Source organism: Frigoribacterium sp. SL97 (assembly GCF_026625765.1).
GTDB lineage: Bacteria > Actinomycetota > Actinomycetes > Actinomycetales > Microbacteriaceae > Frigoribacterium.
On the sequence record NZ_CP113062.1, the window covers coordinates 3,334,693 to 3,351,772 of the forward strand.

The 17,080-nt window shown below is 73.0% G+C and carries 15 protein-coding genes; 10 read left to right on the top strand and 5 right to left on the bottom strand.

Annotated features, from left to right (window positions below; all coding sequences use genetic code 11):
• Positions 1-237 precede the first annotated feature (237 nt).
• Together OVA02_RS16225 and hxlB are read right to left on the bottom strand one after the other, a co-directional pair.
• Positions 238-1,173 carry a hypothetical protein gene (locus OVA02_RS16225; RefSeq protein WP_267658810.1) on the bottom strand — a complete coding sequence of 312 codons (936 nt, stop codon included), beginning with the start codon at positions 1,171-1,173 and terminating at the stop codon, positions 238-240.
• 182 nt (positions 1,174-1,355) lie between these two features.
• Positions 1,356-1,985 (bottom strand): 6-phospho-3-hexuloisomerase, encoded by a 630-nt coding sequence (hxlB, locus tag OVA02_RS16230; protein ID WP_056046874.1) that lies wholly within the window; start codon positions 1,983-1,985, stop codon positions 1,356-1,358.
• Positions 1,986-2,177: 192 nt separating this feature from the next.
• On the opposite strand from hxlB, the gene OVA02_RS16235 reads away from it, so the two are divergent.
• On the top strand, positions 2,178-4,007 hold the full coding sequence (locus tag OVA02_RS16235; protein WP_267658811.1) for a GAF domain-containing protein: 1,830 nt from the start codon (positions 2,178-2,180) through the stop codon (positions 4,005-4,007).
• 142 nt (positions 4,008-4,149) lie between these two features.
• On the opposite strand, the gene OVA02_RS16240 is transcribed toward OVA02_RS16235, so the two are convergent.
• Together OVA02_RS16240 and OVA02_RS16245 are read right to left on the bottom strand one after the other, a co-directional pair.
• Positions 4,150-4,974, bottom strand: coding sequence for a DUF817 domain-containing protein (locus OVA02_RS16240; protein ID WP_267658812.1), 825 nt, complete (start codon positions 4,972-4,974; stop codon positions 4,150-4,152).
• Between the two features lie 521 nt (positions 4,975-5,495).
• Positions 5,496-5,810, bottom strand: coding sequence for a hypothetical protein (locus tag OVA02_RS16245; protein WP_056046878.1), 315 nt, complete (start codon positions 5,808-5,810; stop codon positions 5,496-5,498).
• A 306-nt stretch (positions 5,811-6,116) separates the two neighbouring features.
• Between OVA02_RS16245 and OVA02_RS16250 the strand changes: the two genes are divergently transcribed.
• The 6 genes from OVA02_RS16250 to OVA02_RS16275 all read left to right on the top strand — a co-directional run bounded on the left by OVA02_RS16250 (position 6,117) and on the right by OVA02_RS16275 (position 13,118).
• Positions 6,117-6,905 carry a DeoR/GlpR family DNA-binding transcription regulator gene (locus OVA02_RS16250; RefSeq protein ID WP_056046880.1) on the top strand — a complete coding sequence of 263 codons (789 nt, stop codon included), beginning with the start codon at positions 6,117-6,119 and terminating at the stop codon, positions 6,903-6,905.
• A gap of 71 nt (positions 6,906-6,976) precedes the next feature.
• Complete coding sequence (locus OVA02_RS16255; RefSeq protein ID WP_159825498.1) at positions 6,977-7,945, top strand: 1-phosphofructokinase family hexose kinase; 969 nt, start codon at positions 6,977-6,979, stop codon at positions 7,943-7,945.
• Positions 7,946-7,978: 33 nt separating this feature from the next.
• Positions 7,979-10,066: a PTS fructose transporter subunit IIABC gene (locus OVA02_RS16260; RefSeq protein ID WP_267658813.1), complete on the top strand. Its 2,088-nt coding sequence runs from the start codon at positions 7,979-7,981 to the stop codon at positions 10,064-10,066.
• A gap of 187 nt (positions 10,067-10,253) precedes the next feature.
• A complete protein-coding gene (locus tag OVA02_RS16265; RefSeq protein WP_123570659.1) occupies positions 10,254-11,030 on the top strand; it encodes a hypothetical protein in 777 nt (258 codons plus the stop codon).
• A gap of 95 nt (positions 11,031-11,125) precedes the next feature.
• A complete protein-coding gene (locus OVA02_RS16270) occupies positions 11,126-11,875 on the top strand; it encodes a gamma-glutamyl-gamma-aminobutyrate hydrolase family protein (RefSeq protein WP_267658814.1) in 750 nt (249 codons plus the stop codon).
• A gap of 28 nt (positions 11,876-11,903) precedes the next feature.
• Positions 11,904-13,118: a Fic family protein gene (locus OVA02_RS16275; RefSeq protein ID WP_267658815.1), complete on the top strand. Its 1,215-nt coding sequence runs from the start codon at positions 11,904-11,906 to the stop codon at positions 13,116-13,118.
• Here the strand turns inward: OVA02_RS16275 and OVA02_RS16280 are convergent.
• Positions 13,115-13,894, bottom strand: coding sequence for an SDR family NAD(P)-dependent oxidoreductase (locus OVA02_RS16280; protein ID WP_123570661.1), 780 nt, complete (start codon positions 13,892-13,894; stop codon positions 13,115-13,117). The genes OVA02_RS16275 and OVA02_RS16280 overlap by 4 nt on opposite strands.
• Positions 13,895-14,147: 253 nt before the next feature.
• On the opposite strand from OVA02_RS16280, the gene OVA02_RS16285 reads away from it, so the two are divergent.
• From OVA02_RS16285 to OVA02_RS16295, 3 genes are all read left to right on the top strand, one after another.
• On the top strand, positions 14,148-15,173 hold the full coding sequence (locus OVA02_RS16285) for a methionine ABC transporter ATP-binding protein (RefSeq protein ID WP_267658816.1): 1,026 nt from the start codon (positions 14,148-14,150) through the stop codon (positions 15,171-15,173).
• Positions 15,170-15,976, top strand: a complete 807-nt coding sequence (locus tag OVA02_RS16290; protein WP_267658817.1) for a methionine ABC transporter permease — start codon at positions 15,170-15,172, stop codon at positions 15,974-15,976. Before OVA02_RS16285 ends, OVA02_RS16290 begins: the two co-directional genes overlap by 4 nt.
• A gap of 156 nt (positions 15,977-16,132) precedes the next feature.
• The gene (locus OVA02_RS16295; protein WP_267658818.1) at positions 16,133-17,059 is read left to right on the top strand and encodes a MetQ/NlpA family ABC transporter substrate-binding protein; all 927 of its coding nucleotides are present in this window, start codon (positions 16,133-16,135) and stop codon (positions 17,057-17,059) included.
• Positions 17,060-17,080: the final 21 nt, after the last annotated feature.

Below are 17,080 nucleotides of genomic sequence, written 5' to 3' on the forward strand. Positions count from 1 at the left end.
GTGGTATCGGTCTGCGCGGCGTGGATTGCATACAATCCTGCCGCACGCCCCAGTTTTGTATACGAATTGTTTCGCGCGGGTAAAACGTGGCCCGGCCGGTCCGGCTCCGGCCCGTCTCGCCTAGAGACGCACCCGCCCGCACCCGCACCCGCACCCGCACCGAGGTCGCACCACGATCGCGTCACGAAACCACGCTCGGGGTTGGTTCGACGACTCGGAAGTGGTGCGACCTGAGCGTCACGGCAAGGGCAGCCCTGCTGAGCGGAGGTTCGCGGCCAGGCGGGGTGGGTGCGACAACTCGTCCCAGACCGTTCGCGCGAATCCGTTGACCTCGGGCCGGTTGCGGATGCGGTCCTCTCGGATCTTCTCGTCCACCACGACTTGTCCGGGCGACCGGCCGTTCTTCCACCGCCCTTCCGCGTACTTGATCCGTCCGTCGAATTCGAGCACGACGCCGAACCGGGGCCACCAGAAGTCGACGACGTCGGCGAAGAGGCCGCCGTCTTCCCAGGTGAAACGCTGCTGGAGCACCGGAGGAGGCGCGCCCAGCTCGTGCAGGACGACCCGCGTCAGCGACTCCCCCGGGGATTCGGCCTCGGGCGTCGCGAAGGCGACCGCCCGGCGTGCACTCGGCAGGCCTCGTGCCGACCCACGTCCGTCGAGGACGTGCCGCACGTCATCCGCGGTGGCGAGCCCCCTCCGCACGAGGGCATCGAGGGCGACCACCGCGTCACGGAACGACGACGTGAGGGCGAGATCGGCTGCTGTTCGAGCCGGAGAGGTGAGGGAAAGTGGAGGGAGCGACCGCACCTCCTCACCGGAGAGCGGTCCCGGGTGCCGCACGACGTTCGCCGTCGTCTGGGTCGTGCGGCGGTCCGGGTCGACGACGTGCACGCGGCTCGGCCACTCACCGAGGGCCGGCAGCTCCCAGCATGCGGCCGCCGACGCATGAGACACCACCATCCGCGAAGCGAGCCGCGGCATGACGGCGAGGACGAGGATCAGGTGGCGATCCCGAGAGGAGGCCGCTCGCCACGCGGCAGCGTCGACGGCTGCCCCACGACGCACCCGGACGAACTCACCCCGCTCGACACCACGACGCACGGCCTCGGACTCCCGCCGCCCGTGCTCGAGCCGGTCGGACCGGATGATGTGGGGCAGATGTTCGATCACAGGGAGAGACTGCCGTCACATGGCGGCCCGCCAGTGGTTGTCCACAGGCAGGGCGACGACGAGGTCACACCACGTCTGCGGCATCGAACCGCCCGACGGGGCAGTTCGACGACTCGACGGTGGTGCGACCTCGTGCAGAGCGGGGCGAAGAAGCCGCGCGGAGGCGAGGAGGCGCGGGGCGGCTACTCGAGGTTGGCGTGACGGGGCCAGAGCTCGTCGGCATCGGCACCCGAGCGCTTCCACAGCGCGTGGAAGACGGCGTCGCCGAGCAGCACGACGGTCTGCTCGAACAGCCCGCCGGCGTACTGCGACGACGCGGCTCCCGAGCGGTCCTGCTTGTCGGCGGCGGGCACCACGAGCACGGCCTCGGCCAGGTCGGCCAGCGGCGAGTCGGCGGCGGTGGTGATGGCGGCCACCCGCGCGCCGGCGTCGACGGCCGTCCGGGCCGCGGCGACGATGCCGGACGTCGTGCCCGAGCCGCTCGCGGTGAGCAGCACGTCCCCGTCGGCGATGGCCGGCGTCGTGACCTCGCCGACGACGTGGACCTCGAGTCCGAGGTGCATCAACCGCATCGCGGTCATGCGGAGGGCGAGACCCGAGCGACCCGCACCGTGGACGAAGACGCGCTCGGCGTCGTCGAGCAGGTCGGCGAAGGCGTCGAGCTGGCCGGACGTGTCGGACGAGTCGTCGCCTCCGGCGTCCGCGTCGAGCACCGCCGAGACGGCGGCGTCGACCTCGTCGGCCACGAGCTCGAGGGCGGTGGCGACGGAACCGTGGTCGTCGTCGGGGGTCGTGCTGTCTGCGGGGGTCACGGGTACCAGCCTGCTCGCCCCGCGCCTCCGGCGTCCAGGTTCGGGCAGGCGGTCCGCGTCGACGGGCTCCGGGCGGGGGTGCGACCAGAAGGGGGGCCACCGTCGACCCGCACTGGGGGCAGCCCGGCTGCCGACCGCTGCCTAGCCTGGGACAGGGGGACGAGACACCGAGAGACACCCGAGGAGCACCACGTGACCAGGACGGTCGACACACCCGCGCACCCGACGCGCAGCTACGAGCGGCTGAGGCCTGCCATGCGCCTGTTCTACCTGTGGACGCTCTCGCGTTCCCGGCACGTGCCCTCGCCACGCGGACGGCCGACCTACCGGGCGGACTCCCCCGACCCCGACACCGTGCTGCTGATCGGCACGGGCCCGACCCACGGCTTCGGCGTGACGAGCCACGAGCAGGCGCTCACCGGTCAGATCGCCAAGGAGACCTCGAAGAGCACCGGTCGCGCCTGCTCGGTCGACTACATCGGCGACGAGATGATGAACGCCGGTTCGGCCCGTTCGTGGATCGGCGACCACGACCTCAGCCTGTACGACACGGTGGTCGTGATGCTCGGCCTCAACGACGCCGTCATGCTCACCCCGCTCGAGGGATGGCAACGTGACGTGACGACGCTCGTCACCGACCTGACCCGCCGCGTCCACCCGACCGCCCGCATCGTGCTGGTCGGCGTGCAGCCCGTGCGCTCGGTCACGCGGTTCGACAACCCGTTCGGATCGGTCGCCGACCGGCACGCCGCCCGCATGAACGAGATCACCGAACGGATCGCCGCGCAGCACCCGTCGGCCTCGTACTTCCGGCTGACCCCGGGAGAGCTGCAGCCCGGTCGCCCGCACGGCTGCGAGACGATGTACCGGAAGTGGGGCTCCGTGGTCGCCGACCGGGTGGCCCCGACCCTCGACGTCGTGCGCCGCGGCGAGACCGTCGAGCACATCGGACGCACGTCCGTCGCACCCGTCGTGCCCGAGCGGGTCGCCGCCCAGCTCGAGGTGGCCCGACTGGCGGCGTCCGTGGCCGCACCGGCCCCGGTCGACCCGGTCGTCGCACAGCTCGGGGCCGCGCGGGCGGCCGTCGCCCGACTCGAGGCCGAGCAGGCCGTCGCGGCACGCCCGGCGGACGCACCCGCGTCGGCACGCCCGGCGGACGCACCCGCGCCGGCCCCGGCTGCCGCAGCACCCGCACCCGCACCGACCCCGGCGGACGCACCCGGGACCGCTCTCGGAACCGGGGCCACCCCGTCGACCGACACCGCGCCTCCTGCCCGTCCGCGTCGGGCCCTGCCCGAGCCGACCTTCGAGTGGTCAGGAGCCGAAAAGCTGGTCGAGCTCGCGAGCAGCGGCGGGTCCGACACCCTGCAGGACCTCGCCCGCCGAGCCGAGAAGGAGTTCGGCGTCGACGTCGCGGTCGTCTCGCTGCTCGACGGCAAGAAGCTCTACTACGCGGTCAACACCGAACTGCTGCCGGTCTCGATCCCCCGCGAGCTGACGTTCTGCGACGTGACCGTGGCGGCCGACGCGCCGGTGATCGTCGAGGACGCCCGCAAGGACGACCGGTTCAAGGACAACCCCTACCTCGACCTCAACCACGGGTACTTCTACGCCGGGCACCCGATCCACTCGTCGTCCGGCGAGGCGATCGGCACCTTCTGCCTGCACAACACGCGGCCCCGCAAGGCGAAGAGCGTGTCGTCCGAGAAGCTGGCCGAGTTCGCCCGGCTCGCCGAACTCGAGCTGCAGAGCTACGAGACGGCCGAGGGCGGTCACGACCTGCCGACGATGTACGAGACCCGGGAGGCGGCGGTCGCGGCGGCCGTGTCGGGTCGCGCCCCACAGGCGGCCGCGCTGGCACGGGGCGTGGCCGACGCCACGAGCGTCGTCGCCGCGCCCCAGCCCGTGGCTACGCCCACGGCTGCGGGTGCAGGTGCGGGTGCGGGCACGGTCCCCATGGTCGCGGCTGCTGCCGCACCCACTCCGCCCCCCACGCGCGTCGGCCGCCACGCCGCTCCCTGACCGCGACCTGCGGGCGAGGACGCACCACGTCCGCGTCGTCGAACCACCCGAGAGCGTGGTTCGACGACGCGACGGTGGTGCGACCGGCACACCACCACACCGTCACACCGCCACGCCGGCGCGCCGTCACGCCGTCACGCCGTCACGCCGTGGCGGTCGGTGAGGCGCCCTTCCGCTGCTTCAGCCACAGCACGAGCACGAAGCTGAAGATCACGAGCACCATCCACGAGCCGATCTTGCTGGGGTGCACGAGGGTCCAGCCGTCGACCTGCGAGGCGTAGGTCCAGGCGCCGAGCATGGTCGCGGCGTTCTCGGCGATCCAGATGAACAGCCCGATGAGGGCGAACGACACGAGCAGGGGCATGCGGCGGTCGACGCCCCGCACGCGGAAGGTCACCGACCGCCGCGCGATCAGCAGCGCGGCGACGCCGAGCAGCACCCAGCGCAGGTCGGCGATCCAGTGGTTCGTGAAGAAGTTGACGTAGAAGCCGACCGCGACGGCCATGGTCGCCGCCATCGGCACGGGGTCGACGCGGAGGTCCAGCCGGCGCCACGCCTGGCAGATGTAGCTCGCGACCGCCGCGTACATGAAGCCGCTGTAGAGCGGCACGTCCCCCAGGCGCAGCACGCCGGGCTCGGGGTACGACCACGAGCCGATCGCGACCTTGAAGACCTCGAGCCCGAGCCCCAGGACGTGGAAGACGCAGATGACGAGCAGCTCGTCCCGGGTCTCGAGCCGCGTCGCGACGAGGACGACCTGCACGAGCAGGCACCAGATCAGCATCGCGTCGTAGCGCGGCACGCCCACGTCGACCACGCGGGTCAGGGCGAGCCCGGCGAAGATCGCGACGGCGAACGCGCACGAGAGGGCCTGGGCGCGGCCGAAGGCCAGCAGGTCGAGCAAGAACTCTCGCGCCCGGGTGACGCGACCCGGACCGTGGCGCGGGACGACCTCGACTGCGGACACCGTGCCTCCTCGGAGTTCGTCGTCGGTGCGGGCCGGGTGGCCGCACCGTCGCGCCCCGTGGGTGCGACCTCGTCCACGCTACGAACCCCGAGGAGGCGCGGCGTCCGCCCCGAGGACCACCCGCCTCCCCCGCGGGTCGCGTCCGCGGACACGCGAGAGCCCCCTCGCCGCGGGGGGCGAGGGGGCTCTCGTGGGGTGCTCGTCGGCGTCCCGCGCTGCGGGTCGCTGGTACGCACCGTCGACGGGCCGGGCGTCAGCCCGTCCGAAGTCGTTCACCGGGCCGGGGCCCGGGACGGTCAGATCTGGTCGTCGTCCACCAGGCCCGCCACGAAGGGGTAGCGGTCGGCCACGTACTCGTGGAGGTCGGGGTGGACGAGGGTGTCGAGCGAGGGAAGTGAGGAGGTCATGGTCGGGCCGTTCAGTCGAGGTCGTCGGTGTCGTCGAGGGCCGTGTCGAAGTACGACACGTGGTCGCCGACCTGGTCGGCGAGGATGCGCTGGGCGAAGGTCACGACGCGCGCCTCAGGCCGACATCGCGTGGGCCGGAGCCGCCACGAGGAAGTCGGCGTAGGTGGGCTCGTCGACCCGGGCGACGGCCGAGACGGCTGCCGAGATCGGGGCGGCGAGGGCGACGGCCGCGACTCGCGCCCGACGACGACGGGGGTAGGTCTCGATGCGGACGGCCGGGACGCGGGGGTCGCGGCGGTAGAGGCCCGCGTCGACGCGACCGGTGGTCGGGCGGGTCGCCGCGGGGCGGGCCGAACCGACCGTGCCCCGGACGAGGGAGACGAGTTGCTCGTGGCCGAGGCCCTGGAGCGAGGTGCTGCTGGTGTTCATGTTCTTCTCATTTCTGGTGACCCTGCGTCACCTGAGGAACCTGCTGGAACTCCGGCACCGCCCGTGAAGTCGGTGCCCGTACCGCCGTGAACCGGTACGTCCACCACTGTGGCAGGCAGATTGCTAGATGAACTAGCCAGATCGAGAAGAGTGCGCATTGCGGACATGGCTCGGTCCTCGCCTGCACGATCTGCGTTCTTCTTCGTTTTTCTGCTTTTGTCTTGTTTTCTCTGTGGAAGCGACGTACAGTCGGCCCACGCCGGCAGCACGCATGCCGGCAGCGCCGCGAGACGACGAGGAGGTCGCATGTACGCCACCGAACGGCACGAGTCGATCGCCGAAGCCCTGCGCTCGGCCGGTCGGGTGTCGGTCAGCGATCTCGCCCTGCGTCTCGACGTCACGGCCGAGACGGTCCGCCGAGACCTCGACGCCCTCGAACAGGCGGGCCTGCTCCAGCGCGTGCACGGCGGTGCCGTCGCCGCCGGCCGCTCCAGCGTCAGCGAACTCAGCCTGAGCGAGCGCGAGACCCGGCACAGCCCCGAGAAGACCTCGGTGGCCCAGGCCGCCGCGCACCTCGTGCCGCCGACGTTCACGGGCTCGATCGCCCTCGACGCCGGCACCACCACCGCCGCCGTCGCCGCCGAACTCGCCCGCTGGACGCCGGCGACGCCCGGCACCGTCCTCACCGTCATCACCAACGCCGTCCCGATCGCCGCGCTGCTGCAGCACAGCCCCCACGTCGACCTGCACCTGCTCGGCGGACGCGTCCGCGGGCTGACCAGCGCCGCCGTCGGCACCAGCACGGTCGAGCAGATCCAGGCGCTCCGCCCCGACATCGTCTTCGTCGGCGCGAACGGCGTCAGCGCCGGCTTCGGCCTGTCGACCCCCGACGAGTTCGAAGGCGCCGTCAAGTCGGCGTACGTCCGTGCCGGACGCCGCGTCGTGGCCGTGGTCGACCAGACCAAACACGGCGAGGAGGCGCTGGTGCGGTTCGCGCGCCTGGCCGAGATCGACACCGTGGTCACCGACGCGCCCCCCGCGCCCGACCTGGGCGAGGCCCTCGAGCTCGCCGACGTCGAGGTGATCGTCGCATGAGCGCCCCGATCCCCACGCCCCGCCCCGTCGTGGCCCCGATCGACACCGCCCCGCGGCCAGGAGGCACCCGCATGATCCTCACCGTCACCGCGAACCCCTCGCTCGACCGCACGATCGAGCTGCCGGGCACCCTGCAGCGCGGGGCGGTCCAGCGCTCGGTCAGCACGACCGACGAGCCCGGCGGCAAGGGCGTCAACGTGTCCCGGGCCCTGGCGGCGTCGGGTGCCGAGACCGTGGCCCTGCTGCCCGGCGCCCTCGACGACCCGGTCCTCGTCGCCCTGCGCGAGCGGGGCGTGCCCACCGTCAACCTGCCGATCGGGCAGCGCCTCCGGGCCAACGTCACCCTGACCGAACCCGACGGCACGACCACCAAGATCAACGAGCTCGGCCCCGACCTCGGCTCCCACGTTGACGAGCTCACGGCCCTCGTCGTCGAACACGCGGCCCTCGCCTCGTGGCTGGTGCTCGCCGGCTCGCTGCCGCCCGGCCTGCCGACGACCTGGCTGGCCGACGTCGTCCGGGCCGTGCGCGCCTCCTGCGGTGACGCCGCCCCGCGCATCGCGGTCGACTCGTCGGGCGAGCCGTTCGCGGCCCTGATCGCGTCGGGCGTCGGCATCGACCTCGTCAAGCCCAACGCCGACGAGCTCGCCGAGATCGTCGGCGGTGACCCCGAGGCGTACGAGGCCGACCCGGCCTCGGCCGTCGCCGGGGCCCGACGCCTGCGCGAGCTGGGCGTCGAGACCGTGCTGCTCACCCTCGGCAGCGCGGGCGCCCTGTTGATCGACGACGAGGGCTCGTGGTTCGCCGCCGCCCCCGTCATCACCGCCCTGAGCACGGTGGGCGCCGGCGACTCGTCGCTGTCGGGCTACCTGCTCGCCGAGACCGCCGGGGCCCCCGCCCCGGCCCGCCTCGCCCAGGCCGTCGCGTCCGGAGCCGCCGCCGCGGCCCTGCCCGGCAGCATCGTCCCCCGCCTCGACCAGACCTTCCCTGACGACATCGACGTCGTCCCGGTGGCCCCCGCGGCCGTCGGGCACCTCTGAGCAGCGTCGCCCAACCCCAAGGAGCAGAACAGCATGTCATCCCTCATCAGCACCGACCTCGTCGGTCTCGACGAAGACCTGGGCGGCACGTCGACCGACGTCATCCGCGCCCTGGCCGCGCGCGTCGCGGCCTCGGGCCGCGCCGGCTCGGCCGATTCGCTCGCCGACGACGCCATCAAGCGTGAAGCCTCGGTCGGCACCGGCGTCCCCGGCGGCATCGCGATCCCCCACGCGCGGTCGGCCTCGGTCACCGAGCCCACCCTCGCCTTCTCCCGGCTCGCGCGCACGGTCGGCTTCGGTGCCCCCGACGGCGACGCCGACATCGTCTTCATGATCGCGGTGCCCGAGGGCGCCGACGGCGACCACATGACGGTCCTCTCGACGCTCGCCCGCGCCCTCATCCGCGACGACTTCACCGCCGCCCTCCGCGCCGCGAAGACCCCGGCCGACATCGTGCAGCTCGTCGACGACGAGGTCAGCGGCGAGGTCGCCGAGACGCGCGGCGCCACCGCCGCCTCCGCGGCCGGGGCGACCAGCGCCTCCTCGACCGCGGCCGACGCGACGGGCGACGGCGCGCGGCGCCCGAAGCTGGTCGGCGTCACCGCCTGCCCCACCGGCATCGCCCACACCTTCATGGCCGCCGACGCCCTCGTCGCCGCGGCGAAGCGCCTCGGCGCCGACCTGCAGATCGAGCCGCAGGGCTCGGGCACGGTCACTCCCCTCGACCCGGCCGTCATCGCCGAGGCCGACGCCGTGATCTTCGCCGTCGACGTCGACGTGCGCGACCAGGGCCGCTTCGCCGGCAAGCCCGTCGTCCGCGGACCGGTCAAGCGCGGCGTCGACGCTCCCGACGCCATGGTGAAGGAGGCGCTGGCCGCCGCCAAGGACCCGAACGCCGCCCGCGTGGCCGGCACGGCCGGTGCCGCCGGTGCCGCCGCGGGCTCGACCGCCGAGAAGCAGGGCTTCGGCTCGTCGCTCAAGCGCTGGCTGCTGACCGGCGTCTCGTACATGATCCCGTTCGTCGCCGGTGGTGGCCTGCTGCTCGCCCTGGGCTTCCTGCTCTCGGGTTACGAGATCGCCGGCAACGCCGCGACCGTGCTGACCGACTACTCGCTGTTCAACCTGCCGCCCGAGGGCCTGCCGTACTTCCTCGGCGCCGCCGCGTTCCAGATCGGCAACCTGTCGATGGGCTTCCTCGTCGCCGCCCTGGCCGGTTACATCGCCTATGCCATCGCCGATCGACCCGGCATCGCGCCCGGTTTCGTCGCCGGTGCCGTCGCGGTCTTCATGGGGGCCGGCTTCATCGGCGGTCTCGTCGGTGGTCTGCTCGCCGGCTTCGCCGCCTACTGGATCGGCAAGCCCGACGTGCCCCGCTGGCTGCGCGGCCTGATGCCCGTCGTGATCATCCCGCTGCTCGCGTCGATCTTCGCCTCGGGTCTGCTCGTGCTCGTGCTCGGCGGCCCGATCGCCGCCCTGACCGTCGCCCTGACCGACTTCCTCAACGGCCTCAGCGGCACCGGGGCGATCGTCCTGGGCGTCATCCTCGGCCTCATGATGTGCATCGACCTCGGTGGTCCGGTCAACAAGGTCGCCTACTCGTTCGCCGTCGCCGGCCTGTCCGCGGGCTCCATCAGCGACAACCCTGCCCCCCTGATGATCATGGCCGCCGTGATGGGCGCCGGCATGGTGCCGCCGCTGGCCATGGCCCTCGCGTCGACCGTCCTCTACCGAAAGGGCTTCTCACAGGTCGAGCGCTCCAACGGCACGGCCGCCTGGCTGCTGGGCGCCTCGTTCATCTCCGAGGGCGCGATCCCCTTCGCCGCGGCCGACCCGCTGCGCGTGATCCCCGCCAGCATGGTCGGAGGCGCGGTGACCGGAGCCATCTCGATGGCCGCCGGCGTCACGTCGCAGGCCCCCCACGGTGGCATCTTCGTGTTCTTCGCGATCGGCAACCTGGGCATGTGGGCGTTGGCGATCGTCGCCGGCACCGTCGTGAGCGCGTTCGTGCTCGTCCTGCTGAAGAAGTTCGTCCGCCGGGGTGCGGCCGCCGGGGCCGACGCGTCGGCCGAGGCCGCCGAGGCCGGTTCGGTCGTCGGCCAGCGCAGCCCCGTCGCCGCGTAGCAGCGACGCCGCCTAGCAGCGACGGCACGTAGCAGCGACGCGGCCCCGCACCGACGGCCGTCGAGGCGACCACACGAGGAGGCGCGTTCCGGGAAGTCCCGGAGCGCGCCTCCTCGGCTGTGGACGGGCCGCGGACGGGCGGCCGCGTCCTCTACCCTGGCGTGAGCAACCGATTGGACCCCACGCCGTGACCGACATGAGCCTGAGGCTCCCCACCACCCATTTCCGTGCCGTGTTCGACCTGGGCCAGCGCCCGGCCGCGCAGACGCCACTGCCGACCGCGCTCGGCAAGCCGAACCTCTACGCCGAGTACGACGACGACGACCTGATCACCGCCCTGTACGTCGGCTACGAGACCGGACAGGTGCACCTCGAGACCACGCCCTCGGGCGACGTCGAGCACCACTTCCACCTCGCGAACGGTGACGACAGCGACCTCAGCCCCTTCGGCGTCGCCGACACGCGGGTGCTCGTCGAGTGGTCGACCCGGCTGATCGTCGACCTGCACCGCCGCATGCCCGACCTGCTCGACGAGGTCGACGAGGCGGCGGCCTGGCACGACGCCGGCTTCGACCTCTACGTCTGCGAGGTCGAGGAACCACGCAAGCTCGACCTGGTCGAGGTCGACATCGAGGGCGAGCTGCTGACCCTGCCGTGGCTCGGCTCGGGTGCCGTCGAACACGACCACATCGAGGGCGACGACCACCCGATCGCGCTGACCTGGACGCCCCAGGGCGCGTCCGAGGGCGTGCCGATCGCCGAGGCCTGGCTCGACCCCCGGACCGACCAGCCCCTGACGAAGGCCCTGCCCGGTGTCGACTGGGAGGCCGTGGGCTGGGGCCGCGACGAGGTGCTGCCCTGGCTCGAGGCGATCTACATGAACCACCACGTGCTGCCCGACGCGGCCGGCACGATCCTCACGGGCGTGCTCGAACGGCTGGGCGGGATCGACGGCACCGACTAGCCGGCGGGCCTTCGGCCCTCCGCTCTCCGCGCTCCGCAGTGCGGTGCACGAAAGGCGGTGCGGTGCGGTGCGGCCGGGGCTGCCAGGATGGCGCGATGAGCAACTCGCCCGCACCGCGCCTCCTGAACCTGTTGCTCCTCGACGTCACCGACGAGGCCCGCGACGACCCCGCGTTCGAGCGAGAGCTCGACGCCCTGTCCACCTCGGTGGTCGCCGCCGCCGAGCAGGTCGGGTTCACGGTGCGCCGGGTGCCGGCCAACCGGCTCGGCGACGTGCACGCCGCCCTCGCCGAGGCGGACGCGGTGCTCGTCACCGGTGGCGAGGACGTCGACCCGAGCCACTACGGCGGTCCCCTCGACCACCCGGGGCGGGGCCAGACCTTCGCCGACGCCGACCGGGTGCAGATCGAGGTGGTGCGCGGGTCCGTGGAGGCGCGGCTGCCGCTGGTCGGCATCTGTCGCGGCATGCAGGTGGTCGACGTCGCCCTCGGCGGCGACCTCGTGCAGCACCTCGAACACCCCGGCCACGTGAACCCGGACGACGTCTCGGACAGCATGGTCGACCACCCGGTCCGCCTCGCCGACGACAGCACCCTCGCCTCGATGCTCGGCACGACGTCGCTGGTCGTGCGCAGCTCGCACCACCAGGCGGTGGGACGCCTGGGCGAGGGGCTGCGCGCGGTGGCCTGGGCCGACGACGGCACGGTCGAGGCCGTCGAGCACGTCACGGCTCCGGTGTGGTGCGTGCAATGGCACCCCGAGGACCGCGGGGCCACCGGCACGGTGCTGACCGACCTGCTCGTCGCGGCGCGCGACGCCGCCCTGGTTCGTCGAGAGGACGTTTGATCCGCTAACCATGGCTAAGGTGGGTGGCATGCCCCTGATTCCCCCGCCCTCGTGGCCGCGGGTCGAGTACGAGAGCCACCCCTGGGACGACGACGAGGACGCCCCGCTCTCCCGCCGAGCTCGACTGCGGTCACGCGGCCCGTACGAGGCCGCCGTCACCCCGGCCATCGCCGGGGCGGCCGCGCCGAACCTGCCCGCGGACCTCGTGGTCGACTGCGAGGACGCCGTCGCCGAGCTGGCCCGCTTCGACGCCGAGGTGGGCGCGTTCACCGCCCCTTTCGCGGCGATCCTGCTGCGGAGCGAGAGCGCGTCGAGCTCCGAGATCGAGAACCTCACGGCCATGCCCCGTGGCATCGCCCTCGCCGCCCTTGGCCGGAAGGCCGGGACGAACGCCCGGCTCGTCATCGCCAACGCGCACGCGATGGAGGCCGCCGTCGCCCTCGCCGACGACCTCGACGACGCTGCCGTGATCGCGATGCACGCGGCCCTCCTGGGCGACGAGCAACCGCATCACACGGGCCGCTGGCGCGATCAGCAGGTGTGGATCGGCGGCACGGGAACGAGCCCGCACACGGCGGACTTCGTGCCGCCCCGCGCCGAGAGGGTGCCGCGAGCCATGGACGACGTGCTCGCCTTCGCCCGTCGTGACGACCTGCCGGCCCTCGTGCACGTCGCGCTGACCCACGCGCAGTTCGAGACCATCCACCCCTTCCCCGACGGCAACGGCCGGACGGGTCGCGCGATCGTCCACTCGATGCTGAGACGGCTGGGCGTCATGCGTCAGGTGACGGTGCCGGTCTCGGCCGGCCTCCTGCGGGACGCCTCGGGGTACTTCGACGCACTCGGGGCGTATCGCGACGGCGACGTCGAGCCGATCGTCCGCGCCTTCACCCGCGCGACCGTCGAGGCGGTCGACAACGGCCGTTCCCTCGTGATCGATCTGACCCGGCTCCGCCTGCAGTGGGACGAACTCACGACCGCCCGCGCGGGGTCGGTCGGTCGACGTCTGCTCGACGTGCTGCAACGCCAGCCCGTCGTCGACGTGCCGTCGGTCGCCCGCGAACTCGGGGTCGCGACGAACAACGCCCGGGCCGGCATCGAACGACTCGTCGACGACGGCATCGTGCGGCCGATCGGTGAGGCACGCCGCGGACGCCTGTACGAGGCGCCCGACGTGCTCGTCGCCCTCGACGCGTTCGCCGTGCGGGCCAAGCGCGGCCGACGACCCGGGCCCGGCGCCTAGCGCTCGCGGACGATAAGGGCCGAGGCCGCGGTCACGAGCCGCCGGGGCAGGAACCGGTGCGCCTGGGCACCGATCGCGTTGCCGAGCCCGCTGACCACGACGGCACGGCGACGGCGCACGGCTCGCAGCGCCGCGGTGACGACCTGCTCGGGCGTCTGGCGGCCGCTCGTGAGGAAGTCGCTCCCGGTCGCGGCGAAGAAGCCGGTCTCGGTCGCGCCCGGGCAGAGGGCCGTGACGGTGACGCCCGACCCCCGCACCTCGGCGTGCACCGCCTCGCTGAACGAGAGCACGAACGACTTGGTCGCCCCGTAGACCGCCATCGTCGGGATCGGCTGGAAGGCCGCGGTCGAGGCGACGTTGACCACCGTGCCGCGGCGTCGCTCGACCATGCCCGGCAGCAGCGCGCGCGTCAGCGCGACCACCTGCGAGCAGTTGAGGTGCACCTGCGCCTGGACGGCGGCGGGGTCGGACTCGACGAACGCCCCGTGGGAGCCGACGCCGGCGTTGTTCACCAGCACGTCGATCGCGCGGTCGCCGACGGCGGCCAGCACGGTCTCGACCCCGTCGGGCGTCGACAGGTCGGCGACCACGGCCGTGAACGACCCGGAGGCGCGGGTCGCCACGAGCTCGGCCCTCACCTGCTCGAGACGGTCGCCGCTGCGCGCCACGATCACCACGTCGTGGTCGGGGGCGAGCCGCCGGGCGAACTCCGCGCCGATGCCGCCGGAGGCGCCGGTGACGAGTGCGGTGGGCAGGGACGTGGTGGGTGCGGGCATGTCGCCCATCCTGCCTCGCCCGCCGTCGGAGGAGGTCGCACCACGCTCGCGTGGTCGAACCACCCGGGGGCTGGTTCGACCACGCGAGCGTGGTGCGACCGGGCCCCGCTGCCGGGCCCCGCGGCGGGGCGGTGCGACACACGGCGTCACGCGGCGACGCATGACGTGACACGTCCTCGCGAACGCGACCCGCGCCTCCTTATGCTCGGCGACACCCCGAACCCACCACCTCAGCCGACACCCTGGAGCCCCCATGATCAGCCTCGAGCAGCTGACGAAGGTCTACGAGACCGGATCGCACCGCACGACCGTCCTCGACCGCGTCGACTTCCGGGTCGACACCGGCGAGATCGCCGCGGTCGTCGGCCCGAGCGGCGCCGGCAAGAGCACCTTGGCCCAGTGCGTGACGCTGCTCGAACGACCGACCTCGGGCTCGGTGGTCGTCAACGGCGACGACCTGACCCGGCTCGGCGAGCGCGACCTGCGGGTCGCACGCCGTCGGATCGGCACGGTGTTCCAGTCGGACGGGCTCTTCGGCCGTCGGACCGCCGCACAGAACGTGGCCCTGCCGCTCGAGTACCTGGGCGTGACGAAGGCCGAGACGAGGCGTCGAGTCGCCGAGCTGCTCGACCGCGTGGGGCTCGGCCACCGCGCCGACGCCCGGCCGCACGAGCTCTCGGGCGGGCAACGCCAGCGCGTCGGCATCGCCCGGGCGCTGGCCCTGCGGCCGACCGTGCTGCTCTCGGACGAGGCGACGTCGGGCCTCGACCCCGCCTCGACCACCTCGATCGTCGACCTGCTGCGCGAGTTGCGTGACGACCTCGGCCTGTCGATCCTGTTCGTCACCCACGAGATGGACACCGTGCTGCAGATCGCCGACACCGTCGCGCGCCTCGACCACGGACGCATCGTCGAACGGGGTCGCGTGCTCGACCTGCTGCGCGACCCCGCGTCGGGGCTCGGTGCGGCGCTGCGACCGACCCGACCGGCGGCCGGCGCCCCCGACGGCTCCCGCACCTGGCGGCTCGACTACGTCTCGGCCGACGTCCCGACCGACTGGCCGACCACGCTCGGATCGGCCCTGGGGTCGCCCGTGTCGCTGCTCGGAGCCTCGATCGAGACCCTGGGAGGCGCGACCGTCGGGCACGCGACCGTCGCCGTCCCCGAGGCGGTCGCCTCGCGCCTGCCCGGGGTCGCCGCCGCACTCGGGCTCACCGCCCGCTCCCTCGACCCGTCCTCGGCGCCCACGCCCACGCCCGAACAGGAGCTCGTCCGATGAGCGTCGTCAGCACCGTCGCCCCGATCACGACGACCGTCCTCGCGTCGGGCACCAGCCCGTCGACCGCGTACGACAACTCGGTGCCGTGGGCGCAGATCCCCGCCCTGGTGCTCCCGGCACTCGGCGACACGTTCGTGATGGTCGGCATCGTGATGGCGATCGTCGTGCTGGTCGGGTTGCCGCTCGGGGCCCTGGTGCACAACCTCGGCCCCGCGGGCCTCGTGCCGAACGCGCCGGTGCACACGGTGCTCAGCGCCGTCATCAGCATCGGACGCTCGCTGCCGTTCTTGATCCTTATGGCGTCGATCGTCCCGTTCACCCGGTTCGTGACCGGCACCAACATCGGCATCGCGGCCGCGGTGGTGCCGATGTCGATCGCCGGCATCGCCTTCTTCACCCGCATCGTCGAGAACTCCCTGCGGAGCGTCCCGAGCGATCGGGTGCGCGTGGCGACCGCGAGCGGGGCGTCCCGCCTGCAGATCGTCCGCACCGCACAGCTGTCCGAGGCGCTGCCGGGCCTGATCGGTGGCCTCACGATCAACACGATCGCGATGATCGAGTACTCGGCCATCGCCGGCACCATCGGCGCCGGCGGCATCGGCTACGTCGCCGTCACCTACGGCTACCAGCGCTTCGACCACACCGTGATGATCGTCACGATCGTGTTGCTCGTCGCGACGGTCGCGGCCGTCCAACAGCTCGGCGACCTCGCCGTGCGGGCCACGAGCCCCGAACCGGTCCGCCGGCGCCGCTGGTGGCGGCGCCGCGCGACCGACCTGCCCCCGGTAGCCGCCGCGGCCTGAACCGCACCGCGCCTCCTCGTTCCCCCTGCGGTCCCGCACCGCGGCTCCTCGTCCCCCTCTGCGGTCCCGCACCGCGCCTCCCCGTTGCCCCCTTGCGGTCCTGCACCGCGCCTCCCCCGCCCGCAGGCGCCGCCTGCCCCCTCCCGAAGGACAGCCATGCCCGAGAACACCCCCACCCCTGCACCCCGCACCGCGACCGTCACGGACGACCACGGCTTCGAGCTGAGGCGTCGCCGCCGTTGGCCCTGGATCGCCGGAGGCGCGGTGGCGGTCGTCGCCGCCGCCGCCGCGATCGTCGTGCCCCTGACCGCGCCCGCCGGGCCGGCCGTCGCCGAGGCCGGGGCGACGCTGACCGTCGCCACCGCCGAGGGCAACGCGTCCGAGCAGGCCCTCGTGCAGTTCGTCGCCGACGAGGTCGCCCCCGAGTACGGCATCACCGTCGCCTTCACGGGCCTGAGCGACAGCAACACGATCAACCGGGCCGTCAGCGAGGGCGAGATCGCCGGCACGGTGTACCAGCACGAACTCTGGCTGGACCAGGTGCTCGCCTCGAACCCGGACTTCCGGGAGGAAGCGGCGACGCCGGTGTTCCGCTGGGGCTTCGGCCTCTGGTCGTCGAGGTACACCGATGCCGGGCAGCTGCCCGACGGTGCCACGGTGTCGCTGTACTCCGACCCGGCCAACGAGGCCCAGGGGCTCTGGGTGCTCGAGCGCGCTGGCCTCATCACGCTGAAGGACGGCGTCGACAAGGCACACGCCACCCAGGACGACATCGCCTCGAACCCGAAGGGGCTGCAGTTCACCCTGCTCGACTTCGCCGCGCAGTCGCGGGCCCTGCCCGACCTCGACGCAGCCGTCGGCTACACCGAGTACTATCTCGCCGCCGGCGTGCCGATCGAGCAGCAGATCTTCGCACCCGCCGCACCGGACGAGTTCGCAGGCCAGCTCACCATCGGCAGCGACTACGCCGACGAGGAGAACGTGAAGAAGCTCGTCGCCGCCTTCCAGGACCCGGCCGTGCAGGAGTTCCTCGCGACCGACCCTCGCGTGAAGGGCATCCTGCTGCCGCTCGACGCGGAGTAGGTCGTGACGCGGAGTAGGTCG